Annotated in this window: 13 protein-coding genes; 3 read left to right on the forward strand and 10 right to left on the reverse strand. The window is 63.3% G+C overall.

The features are described from left to right. Window positions 1-46: 46 nt before the first annotated feature. The 5 genes from CDV44_RS09105 to CDV44_RS09125 form a co-directional block, all read right to left on the reverse strand. A complete protein-coding gene (locus tag CDV44_RS09105) occupies window positions 47-1,597 on the reverse strand; it encodes a gamma-glutamyltransferase family protein (RefSeq protein ID WP_371328747.1) in 1,551 nt (516 codons plus the stop codon). A gap of 415 nt (window positions 1,598-2,012) precedes the next feature. Continuing rightward, window positions 2,013-2,549 carry a DUF1097 domain-containing protein gene (locus tag CDV44_RS09110; protein ID WP_058378482.1) on the reverse strand — a complete coding sequence of 179 codons (537 nt, stop codon included), beginning with the start codon at window positions 2,547-2,549 and terminating at the stop codon, window positions 2,013-2,015. A gap of 28 nt (window positions 2,550-2,577) precedes the next feature. Further along, complete coding sequence (locus tag CDV44_RS09115; RefSeq protein WP_058378481.1) at window positions 2,578-3,849, reverse strand: amidohydrolase family protein; 1,272 nt, start codon at window positions 3,847-3,849, stop codon at window positions 2,578-2,580. A 327-nt stretch (window positions 3,850-4,176) separates the two neighbouring features. Next, entirely contained in the window at window positions 4,177-4,821 is a 645-nt protein-coding gene (locus CDV44_RS09120) for a response regulator transcription factor (protein WP_087687736.1), read from the reverse strand. After that, on the reverse strand, window positions 4,821-5,891 hold the full coding sequence (locus tag CDV44_RS09125) for a PAS domain-containing protein (RefSeq protein WP_087687737.1): 1,071 nt from the start codon (window positions 5,889-5,891) through the stop codon (window positions 4,821-4,823). The genes CDV44_RS09120 and CDV44_RS09125 overlap by 1 nt, the downstream gene beginning before the upstream one ends. A 262-nt stretch (window positions 5,892-6,153) precedes the next feature. Here CDV44_RS09125 and CDV44_RS09130 point away from each other — a divergent pair, with 262 nt between their 5' ends. Beyond that, window positions 6,154-6,816, forward strand: coding sequence for a dihydrofolate reductase family protein (locus CDV44_RS09130; RefSeq protein ID WP_087687738.1), 663 nt, complete (start codon window positions 6,154-6,156; stop codon window positions 6,814-6,816). A 71-nt stretch (window positions 6,817-6,887) separates the two neighbouring features. Here the strand turns inward: CDV44_RS09130 and CDV44_RS09135 are convergent, their stop codons facing one another. The 3 genes from CDV44_RS09135 to CDV44_RS09145 all read right to left on the reverse strand — a co-directional run bounded on the left by CDV44_RS09135 (window position 6,888) and on the right by CDV44_RS09145 (window position 10,313). Further along, window positions 6,888-8,513, reverse strand: a complete 1,626-nt coding sequence (locus CDV44_RS09135) for an ATP-binding protein (protein ID WP_087687739.1) — start codon at window positions 8,511-8,513, stop codon at window positions 6,888-6,890. A gap of 60 nt (window positions 8,514-8,573) precedes the next feature. Further along, complete coding sequence (locus CDV44_RS09140; RefSeq protein WP_249277469.1) at window positions 8,574-9,338, reverse strand: alpha/beta hydrolase; 765 nt, start codon at window positions 9,336-9,338, stop codon at window positions 8,574-8,576. A gap of 84 nt (window positions 9,339-9,422) precedes the next feature. Next, window positions 9,423-10,313 (reverse strand): LysR family transcriptional regulator, encoded by an 891-nt coding sequence (locus CDV44_RS09145; RefSeq protein WP_087687740.1) that lies wholly within the window; start codon window positions 10,311-10,313, stop codon window positions 9,423-9,425. A gap of 96 nt (window positions 10,314-10,409) precedes the next feature. Between CDV44_RS09145 and CDV44_RS09150 the strand changes: the two genes are divergently transcribed. Continuing rightward, on the forward strand, window positions 10,410-11,408 hold the full coding sequence (locus CDV44_RS09150) for an NAD-dependent epimerase/dehydratase family protein (RefSeq protein ID WP_087687741.1): 999 nt from the start codon (window positions 10,410-10,412) through the stop codon (window positions 11,406-11,408). 175 nt (window positions 11,409-11,583) lie between these two features. Further along, the gene (locus tag CDV44_RS09155; RefSeq protein WP_087687742.1) at window positions 11,584-12,075 is read left to right on the forward strand and encodes a DUF2165 family protein; all 492 of its coding nucleotides are present in this window, start codon (window positions 11,584-11,586) and stop codon (window positions 12,073-12,075) included. 42 nt (window positions 12,076-12,117) lie between these two features. On the opposite strand, the gene CDV44_RS09160 is transcribed toward CDV44_RS09155, so the two are convergent. Together CDV44_RS09160 and CDV44_RS09165 are read right to left on the reverse strand one after the other, a co-directional pair. Continuing rightward, window positions 12,118-12,990 (reverse strand): IclR family transcriptional regulator, encoded by an 873-nt coding sequence (locus CDV44_RS09160; RefSeq protein ID WP_140413477.1) that lies wholly within the window; start codon window positions 12,988-12,990, stop codon window positions 12,118-12,120. 30 nt (window positions 12,991-13,020) lie between these two features. Further along, on the reverse strand, window positions 13,021-13,698 hold the full coding sequence (locus CDV44_RS09165; RefSeq protein ID WP_087687744.1) for a hypothetical protein: 678 nt from the start codon (window positions 13,696-13,698) through the stop codon (window positions 13,021-13,023). Window positions 13,699-13,814 lie beyond the last annotated feature (116 nt).

Consider the following 13,814-nt stretch of genomic DNA (forward strand, 5'->3'; position numbering starts at 1 on the left):
GGGCACCCTTTCCTGCGATTTCCGCTGAATTTCGAATCGTACGGCGTTACACCCCCAAGGCACGCCCGTCGCTGCGCGGGTCGTGCGCCCCGCTCATCTGCCCTTGCGCGCTGATACGAATGGCGCCGGGGTGCCCGGCCAGTTGGCTCTGCGCGGGCAACGGACTCATCTCATGCCCACGCGCAGCAAGGTCCGTGAACACGCCCGTCCCGGCATCCTGTTCAAGCTTGAGGCTATCGCGGCTGTCCGAGAACGTTTTGCCCAGCAGAAAGCGCGGGCGGCCGAGCGCGGTCAGCGGGTCCATGCCGTAGTCGATCAGGCGGGTGAGCACTGCGGCCAGCGTCTGCGGCTGACCGTCGGCACCCTGTGTGCCATAGAGCAGGTGCGGCCGCCCCTGCTTGAGATACATGCCCGGATTGAGCGTGTGGAACGGGCGCTTGCCGGCACGCAGCACGTTCGGACTGCTCTCGTCGAGACTGAACGACGCGCCCCGGTTGTGCCACAGCACGCCCGTGTCACCCAGCACCACGCCGCTGCCCCAGTCGAAATAGACCGTTTGCAGCATGCTCACGCAGTTGCCCTCACTGTCTGTGGCGCCGATGTAGACCGTATCACCCGTCTTGTACACATGCGGCCAAGGCATCGCGCGATCCATGCGGATGCTTCTCGCGTGGGCGTCGAGCGTCGCACTTGCCAGCAAACGATCGACCGGCACATCGACAAAGTCCGGGTCGGCGACATACCGGTTGCGGTCGATGAAGGCAAGCTTCACCGCTTCGACCAGCACGTGGTAATAGTCCGCGCTCCCCTCCGGCATCGATGCCAGATCGAAGCGATTGAGAATGCCCATGATCTCGAGCGTCGTCACCCCTTGCGTGGGCGGACGCAGTCCAAGCAACTCGCCGTCGCGATACGCCACGCGCAGCGGCACTTCCTCGCGCGCCTGCGTCTTGGCGATATCGTCGAGTGTGAGTGGTGAGCCGACGCGTTTCAGTCCCGCCGCGACGCGCGCGGCCAGATCGCCCTCATAGAATTCGCGTCCACCGTGGGTCGCAATGCTGTCGAGACTGCGCGCCAGTGCGGGCTGAACAAACTGTTCTCCGGCTTGCGGAATGCGGCCATTCGGCATGTACACCGAGGCGAAGCCTTCCCAGCCCGACAGTTCGTTCGCACGCAGCGTCTGCCAGAATTGCTGCGACGGCGTGACCGGAAAACCATTGGCCGCGTATTCAGTCGCACGCGAGAACAACGACGACCACGCCTGCTTGCCGCCCCATTGCGTGCGGCCGAATTCGAACGCCTTCTCCCAGATCGCGACGGTGGCGGCCGTCGTCAGTGCCGCGCCGGGGCCGCGCACGGGGATCTCCCCGCGATAGGCCGGCAGCTTTGCCGCCGATTGCCCGATGCCGGAGAGCGTGCGCACGTTGCCATCGCGATCGCTGATGACCATGAACGCGTCACCGCCCAGCCCGGTGAAATGCGGATATGTCACGCTCAGCACGGCACCGATGGCAATGGCGGCTTCGATGGCGTTGCCGCCTGCGCGCAACACTTCAAGACCGGCCTCGCTGGCCAGTTCGTGCGGGCTGGTGACCATGCCGCGCGTCGATTGCGCGAGACGCGGATCGCCACGTGTGGCGGATGCTGCGGACGCCGCAGTTGCCGGTGCTGCCGTAGCCGCCTCGGCGGTCGCAGCGGTCGCAGCGGTCGCGGCAGTTGCGGCATTTGCGACGGGCAACACTGCGCTGCCGGCCAGTGCCGCCGTGCTCATCAGAAAATCGCGGCGCGTGGTCCCGCCGTCCCCCGTCATGCCCGAATGTGTCGCTGACAGCCCTGCGGCCGTTGCCTGTGTCGTCGACGGCCTGGCGGCCGTTTTTCCTGCGAACGTCATACCCCCTCCCTGCGTGGTGTTATCTCGCGGCGAGACGCGCCCGACACCGGCAAGCGCCCCGCCGCCACATGCGATGGCATGCAGACTGATGTGCTTCAGTCGTCTGCCTCAGTCGTGGGCTTCAGACTTCGGCCTTCCAGCCCTTCCAGTTGCGGTGATGCGTGACTTCCGGGGCCGAGTAGCGCTCCTTCACCCACGCGTACACCGGGCCGAGCGCGTTCATGGCGATGGCCGCACCGAGCGCCGCCATCGGGTCTTGCGGCACGGGACCGAAGCCGCCGAACAACGTGGCGAAGTACGTGGCAAAGCCGAAGAACATGCCCGGAATGAAGTTCAGGCCCGGGAACACGCGAGCGAGCGCCATCATCGTGCCGTTACCGGTGAAGAGAATCACCATCTCGGCCAGCACGAGCGTGTTGCCGGTGAACTGCGTCGAGGCCTGTTTGAAACCGAGCACGATCAGGAACGCGAAGAACGACCCGACCGGCAACGTGGCCCAGATGCGTTTGAGATTGACCAGACTCGGCCCGCCCATGGCGAACGTGGCGGCCCAGCTGATGAAGATCGCCCACGGCGGCAGGTGCAGCGGCAGCATGGCAATCGGGATGGTCGTGACAGCAAGTAGCGAGGCAACAACTTCCGCAGGCAGCTTCTTCATGATTGTCTCCTTGAGTTTTATAAGCACTTCATTGCGCACAACAACATGAATGGCGGTGGATTTCGCAGCGATGCTCCGTCACCACCGTGATGCGCCCGCGCTTGATCACCCATGAGCGAGGCGGGATATCGAGCAGCGCGTCGGCAACTTTGTAGGTATCGAGAATGACGAGGTCGGCCTGCTTGCCCACGGCAATGCCGTAGTCGTGCGACAGACCGATGGCGCGCGCGGCGTTATGCGTGCCCATGTCGAGGATGGCCTGCTGATGCTCCGGCACCCCGAACTGCGCCACGTGGGCGAGCAGGTTGCCGATGAGCAGCATGTCGGCCTTGCCGAACGGCGTGAACGCGTTGCGCACGTTGTTCGACGAATACGCGACGTTCACGCCTGCGCTGTGCAGTGCCTTGACCGGCGTGAGCCCGCGACGCTGGTTCTGCTGGTCCTTGCGGCCGCCCAGATAAAGGTCGGTGGCCGGCAGCGTCACGATGCTGATGCCGGCGAGCCGGATCTGTTCGATGACGGGCGCGAGCGTGTCGTTGTCGAGCGCCCCGAGACTCGTCACGTGACCGAGTGAAACGCGCCCCTGATAGCCCGTCTCGATGGTTTTCTGCGCGATGTAAGAGATGGCGGCGAAGCGCTGATCGCTGGTGTCGTCGGCAAAATCGGCGTGCATGTCGACGGGCGCATCGAAGCGTTGCGCCAGCTCGAACACGATGTCGATGTGGCGCTTGGTGTCGTCCCAGTTCAGTTCGTTGTACGGGCACCCGCCGACCACGTCCGCCCCCATGCGCAGCGCGTCGATCATCAACTCGTAGGTGCCCTTCGACTTGAGAATGCCCTCCTGCGGAAACGCCACGATCTGCAAATCGAGCAGGCTGTTGTACTCGTCCTTGAGCGCAAGCAGCGTCTCCACGCCGATCAGACCCTGAATCAGATCGACGTCCGGGTGAGCGCGCACGGCCACCGTGCCGTGCTTCACCGCCATGTCGAGCACCTGACGCGAGCGGTCGAGCACGTCTTCGCGCTCTTGCTTGCTCTTGAGAATGCCGGTCACGCGAATGGCTTCGTCGAGCGTGCCGAAGCGCGCCGGCAGGCGGCGGTGCAGCAGCGCCTTGTCCAGATGCAGGTGAGCTTCGATGAGACCGGGGATCGCCGCCCGCCCCTGTGCATCGATGATCTCGTCCGCCGAGGCGTCGATACCGGGCTCCAGCGCAACGATGCGCCCGCCTTTGATTGCTATGTCCACGAGCGGCGCTTCATCGCGCACGCACACGTTGTTGATCAGCAGGTCCACATGCATGGTGCGGTCTCCTCAGGTCTCGAATGTTGTCGATGTTGTTGTTGATAGGGATGCAAGTGCGGTGTAACGGCGGCCGGGGTGGCATTCGGCATTCGCCCCGCGGGGCGGGACTGGACTGGCCTTGGTTGGTTTGTACTGATACTCAGGTTATGGGAGTGCCTCGACGCGGGGCATCGGGATTTGCTGGTTTTCGTCTAAGAATTTCCCTAGACGCGGTGCAGCATTGGTTTGCGAGGGCGTTTGCGAGGCAAATGGGCGTGCATACGCTGGCCGCCGACGGAGGTCGGGGCAACGTAGCAATGCGTTGGAAACGTACGAACAACGCCCTCAGGCGTCGGTGCCGGCGACGATCAGCCCGTGCTCGATGGCGTAGTGCACGAGCCCGGCGGTGGAGGCGATGTCCATCTTGGTCAGTATGTTCGCCTTATGGGTACTGACCGTCTTGCTGGAGAGCGACAGGCAACGCGCAATGTCGTTGATGCCGCTGCCCTCGACGAGCATCTGGAATATCTGGAATTCACGCGCGGTGAGGCGCGTATGCGGCAGCACTTCCGCCGGTTGCTGCAACTGGCGCACGAGCTTGTCGGCCACCAGCGGCGAGACGACGGTGCCACCGCGTGCCACGCGCCGGATCGCTCCCATCAGTTGCTCCGACTCGGCGTTTTTCGTCAGATAACCGGCGGCGCCCGCCCGGATGGCCTGCACCGCGTATTGCGACTCCCGGTACATGCTCAACACCAGGATCGGCAATGCCGGATAGGTCGCCTTGATCTGCTGGATCAGCGCGATGCCGCTCTTGCCAGGCATCGACATATCGAGCAGCAATACATCGACGGTGGTCAGACGCAGGCGGTTGAGCACGTCGGTACCGTCGACGGCTTCGGACACCACGCACATGTCGGGTGAGGTCGAGATGATCTTTTTCAGGCCGTCGCGAATGATCGCGTGATCGTCGGCGATCATGATGCGCATTACCGTGGCACTCCGTCAGCGCCTGCCGGATGCTGCGGGATGCGCGCAACTACACGCGTGCCCTGCCCCGGCTGACTGTCAATCTCGAACGCCCCGCCGAGCATCAGGGCGCGCTCACGCATGCCCATCAGGCCCAGTCGCTGGCCATGCCCTGCGAGAGCGGTGTCCATACCGCGACCGTCGTCCGCAATGGTGACGTGACAGTGGCCGTCGCGCATATCCAGCGTGACCGTCACCTGCGACGCCTGTCCATGGCGGCTCGCGTTGGTCAGCGACTCCTGCACGATGCGGAAGATGGCCGTGCTGCATTCGCTGTCGAGCCCGGTCGTCACGTCTTCGGCCATATGCAGCGCGCATGGCAGGCCGTGGCGCTGCGTGAACGATTCGGTGAGCCATTCCAGCGCGGCATGCAGGCCGAGTTCGTCGAGTACGGCCGGACGCAGGTCGGCGGCAATGCGATGCACCGCGTCGATGGTGGCGTCGACCAGTTCCTTGAGCATCTGCACATGGGCCGGTTGATCGGGCGGCACGGTGCCCGGCTGGGCTTCGAGGTAATTGAGGCCGAGACGCAGTCCGCCCAGCCATTGCCCAAGTTCATCGTGCAGCTCGCGCGATAGCCGGGTGCGCTCGGCTTCCCGCACCGATTGCAGGTAGGCCGAGAGTTGCCGCAGTTGGGCGCGGGAATCCAGCAGCGCCATTTCGGAGCGCTTGCGGTCGGTGATGTCGCGAGAGATGCCGACGGTGCCCACAATGCGGCCCTGTTCGTCGCGCACGGGCATCTTGACGGTATCGAACCAGCGCGGGGCGCCATCGGCACCGGGGCGGCTTTCCTCGTAACGGCGCCGCACGCCGCTCACGACGACGGCCCGGTCGGTCGACAGATAGACGCGCCCCCAGTCGGACGACCAGACTTTGTCGGGGGTGCTGCCGATGATGTCCTTCTCGGGACGGCCGCAAGCGGCCATAAAGGCGTCGTTCACGAGGATATATCGCGACTCGGTGTCTTTGAGCCACGCCTGATCCGGGATATTGTTCAGTATCGCCCGGTGCAGTTCGCCATGCGTTTCCACTGCGTCTCCTCGCCGGGCCGCCCTCATGGCGGCCACTCGTCTCCTGTGGGAGCGTCCGGGCGCTGGCTGAGGGGCTTGCGAGAGCTGGCCGTCATGCCGGCGCCGGTCTGGCTTCAATATATCCAGACCCGCGCTCGCGCGCGCCTCTAGTTTTCCCGCATATCAGGATGTTGCGGTGTTTCATGACTTATTGTCATGAGCCGTAAAGCGGTATCCAATCACCGCTGGCGATGCATTGCCAGACGCCCAACGGAGGCAAACGATGACGAAAGTTCGCGTTAACGGTTTCACCATTTCGCTCGACGGCTACGGCGCCGGGCCCGATCAGGACATCAACAATCCGCTCGGTATCGGCGGGACCGACCTGCACCAGTGGCTGTTGCCGACACGCACCTTCCAGCAGAAGTTGTTCGGTAAGGACGGCGGGACCACCGGCGTCGACGATGAATTCGCCGCCCGAAGCTTCGAGAATGTCGGCGCATGGATTCTCGGGCGGAACATGTTCGGCCCGATTCGTGGCGACTGGCCCGATCTGAACTGGAAAGGCTGGTGGGGCGACAGCCCGCCGTATCACGTGCCGGTTTTCGTCCTGACCCATCATGCCCGCCCGTCGCTCGAGATGGCGGGCGGCACGACATTCCACTTCGTCACAGGCGGCATTCACGAGGCACTGGATCGTGCACGCGAGGCCGCAGGCGGCAAGGACGTGCGCATCGGCGGCGGCGCGGACACCCTTCGGCAATATCTTCGCGAGGGTCTTATCGACGAGCTTCACATTGCCATCTCGCCGATCTTGCTTGGCCGTGGCGAGGCGCTGTTCGAAGGCCTTGATTTGCGAGCGCTGGGCTACGAATGCGTGAAATCTGTCGCCTCGGAGAAGGCCACGCACGTCGTGCTTCGGCGACAGACGCCCGCGAAAGGCTGACCGGTTGAAGGCGGACGTGCGGGCCTGATGCGCGGTCAGCGAGACTCACGCGCCTCTCGTCCGCTGGATCCTTACCCGGGATATCCCCGGAACAGCCCGCATAGCCGGAACACATCCTCCGTGTACGGCAGGTCTCGGACCTTGCAATAGCGGCTCGCGAGTTTCATCAGTTCCTTGATGTCGCGCCCGCTCGCATCGGGATATCGGCTGGCCAGCACTTCAATCAGCCCGTCGTCGAGATACGCACCGACCTGATCCGCCTGCATGCGCCACAAACGCCGCGCGTCGGCGGGCGATGGTGTCTCGTAGTGAATCGTCGCGATGCAGCGCGAGAGAATCGCGTCGTCCACGTCGCCGATCCGGTTGGTCGTCATGAACAGCAGGCCGTGGAAGTACTCCAGCGAGCGCAGAAACTCCGCCACGATGGCGTTGTGTTCGAGATCGTTATCGCGGCGGCGAATGTAGACGTCGGCCTCATCGAGCAACAGGATCGCGTTCCAGCGCATGGCGCGGCGCAGAATGCCCATGAGCGTGGCGCCCACCGACGCCGCCGTCGTGCCCAATTGCCCCGAATGCACGCGGTACAGCGGCTTGCCGACGACTTCCGAATAGATCTCGGCGGTGAGCGTCTTGCCCAGCCCCGGCGCGCCTTGGCACAGGATCGTCGCGCCGCCCGATTTGCCCGGCACGAAGTCGGGCATCATCGTGTCCATGTTCGACGTGAGGATGTCGATCAGATCGTGATGATGCGCGGGCAGGACCAGCTTGTCGCGCAATGCCGGCTGGTATTCGTACTCGGTGATGTTCTGCACGTGCACCCAAAGATTGCGGTGCCAGTCCAGATGGAAGACGTGCACATAGCAGTGCAGCGGAATGGTCTCGAACGCCGAGGCGATCTCGGCATTGCGCCAGAAATCCGCATCGCAGGCCATTTCGAAATTCCGCTCCAGCCGCTCCTCGTCGTTCACGCATTTGGCCGTCACGCCCTCGACCACACGCACCAGTTCGGTGACGCCTTTCGGATCGACGGAAAACGCCGCACGGCGCATTACGAACTGCGCACCGAATGCGCGCTGCAACTTGAGAAAGCGCTGCGCGTGCTGCTCGTATTCGTGTTTGAACTCCGCACATTCCTTGTAGAAGCCGAACTCGGCAAGCAACTCGGGAATGGTTCGATTGACGATGTCGTCGCGCGTGAACACGAGCGAGGTCGTCATGCCCGAGCGACGCGGACGATGTTCCGACGCATTCAAATTGGCCGATTGCATCGTGTTGGCCAGCATGTCCAACACGACATACGGCGAGCCCTGCTCCGGCTCGACATAACGCAGGCGGCGCACCAGCCACGGCAACAGCGCACCGTCTCGATGCCGCTGATACAACCAGCCGTCAATGACGTCACGTGCGAGATAGGCGACGAGCCCCGGCACCAACTTGTCGAGGCTCGGAATCACGCGTGCCTGCGGGGCGTTGTAGACGTTATCGAGCGCCAGCATCTGGAACATCAGGGCGCGCTCGTTCTGCGATTTGCAGAGCACGTAGAGCGTGTTGAGCGACTTGGCGTCGAACCATTCGCTCGACACCAGAATGTTGCCTCGGCACACGCCATAGGCGGTCATCTGTTTGCCGAGCGGTGAGTCGGTACCGATCAGTTGCAACAGCGGATGAATCAACGACTCCGGAATTTCGAAATCCATGTACGGCACTCCCCGTAATGCGTGGAGCCCGCGCCCGCATGGCCTGTCGGCCGCGTGCGATCAGGCGAGGAAGAAGTCGATGGCGCGTGCCACCACACCCGGTTCGATGATGTGCAAGCCATCGAATTCGACATACTCGACGTCGTAGCCTGACGCCTTGAGCTTGTTGGCGTTGTTGCGCCCGCTCGTGGCGATCGGCAGTTGTTCGTCGATCAACCCGTGGGCGATGAACACGCGCGGCTGCCCTTCCTGCACGAAGATCGACATGAAGCCGCCGGAGAACGCGATGACGTGACTCGCGATATCGCCATTGGTGACGCCGATGGAAAGCGCGTAGCTTGCGCCGTCCGAAAAGCCCGCAAACGCGACGCGCGAGGTGTCGATCGAATAGCGTGATGCGACGATGCCGAGGGCTTGCTGCAAGCGTTCGAGATCGGGGCCGTTGCCGCCGATCACGATGTCCCATGTCGGAAACGTGGAATGCGGCGCGAGCACGAGAAACCCGTGACGGTCGGCATGCGGCTCGATGAACGGCAACACCTTCTCGGGAAAGCCACCCGCGCCGTGGAACATCACGAAGAGCGCAACGGGTTTATCCTTCGGCAGATTGGGTGGCACATACAGCACCGCGTCACGCACGTCGCTCAACCCAAGGGGATGACGCCCGGGCGGTAATGATTCAGAGGGTGATGAAGACGCGGCGAGTGCCGACGCCGGGGTGGCTGAATTGGCTGAAGTGGCGTCGTCTTGCGCTGACGCCGCCAAGGGACGCCCGGGCGTGAATACCCCGGGCGACATCCGACCGAACAATGCGGGATCGAACATGGCGCAGTGAGTGTCTCGTGATCGTTAAAATTATTGATATATTGTATATCATCAAATTTAACGGCTGACACGCGATATTTGGGCTCAAACGGCCATGTAGGCGGACAATCCGGCCACTAATGCGTCGAACGTGACCTTGCAACGCGGGCTCTGGCGCAGGTCTTCGTGCATGGTCACCCAAGTGACGAGCTTGAAGCGGAAAGCGTTGGGCAGCACGCGCACCAGTCGTGTATCGCGCCGCGCAATGGGCACCTGACAACCGCCGATGCCATACCCTGCCCGGATCATGGCCAGTTGGGCCAGATCGTTGTCCGCGCGAAATGCAAACGCGTCGCGAGACCATTCCGGCACCCCCGCCGTCGCCGCCCGGATGAACGGCGTCACGCTATCGAAGCCGATCAGCGTGTGGTTGGCCAGATCGGCCAGCGTGGCCGGCGCACCGTAGCGGGCCAGATAGTCGTCGCGCGCATGCAGGCCGATGTCGATGCTGCCGACGCGACGCGCAATCAAGGCATCTTGCTGCGGCGGCGCCATGCGCACCGCAATGTCGACCTCGCGGTGCAGCAGATCCTGTATCCGGTTGGTCGGCACCAGTTCGACCGACAGCAGCGGATGCGCGCGACGCAGCGCCGTCAGCATGGGCGGCAGCACTTCTACCCCGACCACTTCGCTCGCGGAGATTCGCACTACCCCGTTCACGCCATCGTCGCGACTCGCCGCCGCGCGTGCGAAGGCCGACGCCGTGTGCTGCATAGCCTGCGCATGCGGGCGCAACGACTCTGCCGCGTCGGTCGGCATCAACCCCGTTTGCGAGCGCGTGAACAGCGTCTGGCCCAGCGCCTCCTCCAGCGCAGCAATGTGACGGCCGGCAGTGGGTTGCGTGATGCCGAGTGCGCGTGCGGCGCCCGAGAGCGACCCTTCGGTCAGCACGGCAAGAAACGTCCGGCAGAGATCCCAACTGAGATTTGATGTCATACAAAAATGTATAGCCGATGGACGGATTTAGGCAATTTTATTTGAATCCGTTCGCGCGGAGAATGGCTCCATCGACAACGTTTTGGGAGCGACATCATGAACCACGAGAAAGCGTCACGCGCATTGGTGCTGGGGGCAACGGGCGGAATCGGCGGCGAAGTGGCCGTGCAATTGCTGGCGGCCGGCTGGCGCGTTCGGGCCATGCGCCGTGGCGGTGCGCCGCGCAACGATGCGCCGGATATCGGCATTGAATGGACCGATGGAGACGCCATGAATGCCGAGGACGTGCTGGGTGCCGCGCGGGATTGCGACGTGATCGTGCATGCCGTCAACCCGCCGGGCTATCGCAACTGGTCGACGCAGGTGCTGCCTATGCTCGACAACACCATCGCGGCTGCCACGGCGCATGGCGCGACCATCGTGCTGCCGGGCACCGTCTACAACTTCGGGCCGGATGCGTTTCCGGTATTGCGTGAAGATGCCGAGCAACACCCGCTGACGCGTAAGGGCAAGATTCGCGTGGAAATGGAATCACGTCTGCGGGCTGCCAGCCGTCAGGGTGTGGCGACGATCATCGTACGCGCCGGTGACTTCTTCGGGCCGCACGCAGGCAATAGCTGGTTTGGTCAGGGGCTCGTCAAGCCGGGGCAGACAGCCAAGATCGTGCAAGTGCCGAACGCGCCGGGTGTGGGTCATCAATGGTCGTATCTGCCGGACGTGGCACGCACGATGGTTGCGCTGATCGAGCGCCGGGACACGTTGCCGACGTTTTCCAACTTCCATATGGCCGGCCATTGGGATAGCGACGGTTCACAAATGGCGGGAGCGATTACACGCGTGATGGGACGGTACGGCGTCGACGTCAAATCACGCCGCTTTCCGTGGTGGGTCGTGTGGGCCGCCGCGCCGTTCGTCACGACGCTGCGCGAGTTGCTGGAGATGCGTTACCTGTGGTCGCGCCCGGTGCGCATGGACAACACGCACCTTCTCAATGCGCTTGGGCGTGAACCGCATACCCCGCTCGATGAAGCGGTGCATGCGACGCTCAAGGGGTTGGGGTGTTTGCCGAAGAATCACCGGTCGGCAGCCGCTTGAATCTTCAGACGCACTTGTACAAAGGCGGTACTCGATTCGCCGGCACAGGCTCGTTGAGTACCGATATTCACTCCCCATCAATTATCCAAGCATCATATTGCATAATTTTCCTCACTCCCCTATGCTTTGGCCTACCCACAAAAGCCGAGCCTTTTCCGCCGCAGGAGTGATTTGGATGTTTGATTCGGTCGATGCCTTTGTCGTCTTCAAATGCGTAGTGATCCTCGGCCTCGCGCTCTGGTCAGCGATCGCGGCACTCAATAATCTCGTCGCATTCGGCGCATCCAGCGGGGCCATCGGCAGAACCCTGAGCATGGCGCCACTGCGCGAGGCGCCCGCCATCGACATCCCCATAGTGCGCCGCGCAGTCGATGCCAAAGGGCTGGCCGTAATGGCCCTGATCGTGATGATTGTCTTGCAGGGGATGGCGGCGATCTGCCTCGCCTATGGCGGCATGCAGCTGGCCGTTGCGCTGGCGTCCGGAGGGTCGGACGCCGCTGGAATGCATTGGGGAATGTTCGGACTCACGGCACTGGCTGCCGCTTGGCTGCTGATGATGATCGGCGGCCTGTGGTTCGGGTACTGGATTCGTCAGGAAGGGCTGCAACTCACGCACATGATGTTGCTCGTGCTGACGATCGCCGCCGCTGCCCTGCTGCGGATGTAAGCGACAGCGGCGCCAGCTGCGCGCCGCATCACTGCCGTATCTTCAACCGCCCCGCTCACCACCCAGCAATCGCGAGATGCGTTTGGCGGCGTCGGTCAACGCGGCCACCGTCTGAGGATTCGGGTGCGCCGGCAGATAGTGGATCGAGCCCACGATCGCGAGCGTGCCGAATAGCGACCCATCGTCCTGCACGATCGGCGCGGCCAATGCATTCACGCCCAGAAAAACCTCTTCCGGCGCATCGGCCCAGCCGCGCTCGCGCACCAACGCCAGCTCATGCGAGAGCCGCATCGTGTCGGTGATCGTATGCGGCGTGCAAGCATCGAGCGGCCCGGCCAACACGGCATCACGCCGTTCGGGTGCACCAAACGCCAGCGCGATCTTGCCCTGCGCCACGCTGTGCAGTTTGAACTGCGTGCCCGGGTGCAACAGAATCTCCAGCGGACTGCGACCGCGCATCACGTCGAGCACCACCACATCGGTCTCGGTGAATGAGCTGATGACGATGGTCTGGCCGACCGCATCGCGCAATTCCTCCATGACCGGACGCGCCAGCCCGACTACGTCGAACTGTTTGACCAGTTTCTGACCCAGCAGGAACAGACGCCAGCCAATGCGATAGCGGCTCGAGCGCGGGTTCTGCACCACATAACCCTCTTGCCGCAATGCCGTCAGATGCCGGTGCACGCGCGCCTTGGGTACACCGAGCGCTTCGGCGAGATGCGTCACGCCGCACTCGGCGTTGCGCTCGGCCAGCAACTCCAGAATGCGCAGCGAAATGACCGAAGTCGACGACGTGTTGGGTTCATCGCCGGCAACACCCGTCATCGCACCGCCCTGCTCGGGCGGGCGCGTCGATTGCGTGCTGCGCGGCGTCGACATGACGTCTGCCGGAGTGTCCTTCGATCGTTTCACTGCGTGTCCTTTGTCACTGTCGCGTAGCGGCTATTGCGCGTCGAGCGAGATGAAACGCTCGCCGAACACGTGATAGCGCTGCGGCTTGTTCTTGTTCGCGTCTTCGGGGCGCACGTACCGGATCGAACTGCGATTGCGGCACGCGCGCGGCAGGATGAAGCAGCGGATGAACGTCGTATCGCGCGCTTCGGTCGTCGGTGCCAGCACCGGTGCATGGCCAAGTTCCAGCCAAGCCTCGCCCGCCTTGTGCGTGTGCGACGCACCGAGCGTCTCGATCGTGATCTCGCCTTCGAGCGTGCATCGCACACCGGGGCCCTGATGCACGTGCGTATGTGCCACGCCGCCGGGGGGGAATTGTACCTTGTCACAGCGCATGAGCCAGCGTTGGCGCGGGTCCAGCTCGATCGGCGCATCGAGCTTGAGCGTCGACGACGCGCCCGGTGCCGAAGCGATTTCTCCCGGTGTCGGCGCGTCGCCCGACATCAACTCCCAACGCCACAACGTCACACCCTCGCCACCCGCGATCAGCGCGACATCGTCCTCACCCAGCCACGCGGTTTCCGCCACGTGATGCTGCGCGCCCGTGTCGAACTCGATCGCCACATCGCCACGCACGACGTAAATCGCCCGACGGGCCGCCGGCAGATACACCGGGGGATGGTTCGGCGCAATGACATCCTCATACAAACGCAATTGAAACGGCTTCACTTCTCAATCTCCTAAGACCTGCCCGCCAGACAACCCGTCCGCGTGGCGCTGAATTTTTCTGAACCCTGACTGCTCCACTTTCGGAACAATCTTCGCATTAAGTATCGATTATCGAT

The organism is Pandoraea sp. PE-S2R-1 (assembly GCF_002179865.1).
In the GTDB taxonomy this organism is placed as follows: domain Bacteria; phylum Pseudomonadota; class Gammaproteobacteria; order Burkholderiales; family Burkholderiaceae; genus Pandoraea.

Excerpts from the sequence above, each read along its gene's own strand:
- CDV44_RS09155 (WP_087687742.1), top strand. The coding sequence starts at position 11,584 with ATGTTTGATTCGGTCGATGCCTTTGTCGTCTTCAAATGCGTAGTGATC.
- CDV44_RS09110 (WP_058378482.1), bottom strand. The coding sequence starts at position 2,549 with ATGAAGAAGCTGCCTGCGGAAGTTGTTGCCTCGCTACTTGCTGTCACG.
- CDV44_RS09120 (WP_087687736.1), bottom strand. The coding sequence starts at position 4,821 with ATGCGCATCATGATCGCCGACGATCACGCGATCATTCGCGACGGCCTG.
- CDV44_RS09150 (WP_087687741.1), top strand. The coding sequence starts at position 10,410 with ATGAACCACGAGAAAGCGTCACGCGCATTGGTGCTGGGGGCAACGGGC.
- CDV44_RS09145 (WP_087687740.1), bottom strand. The coding sequence starts at position 10,313 with ATGACATCAAATCTCAGTTGGGATCTCTGCCGGACGTTTCTTGCCGTG.
- CDV44_RS09130 (WP_087687738.1), top strand. The coding sequence starts at position 6,154 with ATGACGAAAGTTCGCGTTAACGGTTTCACCATTTCGCTCGACGGCTAC.
- CDV44_RS09140 (WP_249277469.1), bottom strand. The coding sequence starts at position 9,338 with ATGTTCGATCCCGCATTGTTCGGTCGGATGTCGCCCGGGGTATTCACG.
- CDV44_RS09135 (WP_087687739.1), bottom strand. The coding sequence starts at position 8,513 with ATGGATTTCGAAATTCCGGAGTCGTTGATTCATCCGCTGTTGCAACTG.
- CDV44_RS09105 (WP_371328747.1), bottom strand. The coding sequence starts at position 1,597 with ATGGTCACCAGCCCGCACGAACTGGCCAGCGAGGCCGGTCTTGAAGTG.
- CDV44_RS09115 (WP_058378481.1), bottom strand. The coding sequence starts at position 3,849 with ATGCATGTGGACCTGCTGATCAACAACGTGTGCGTGCGCGATGAAGCG.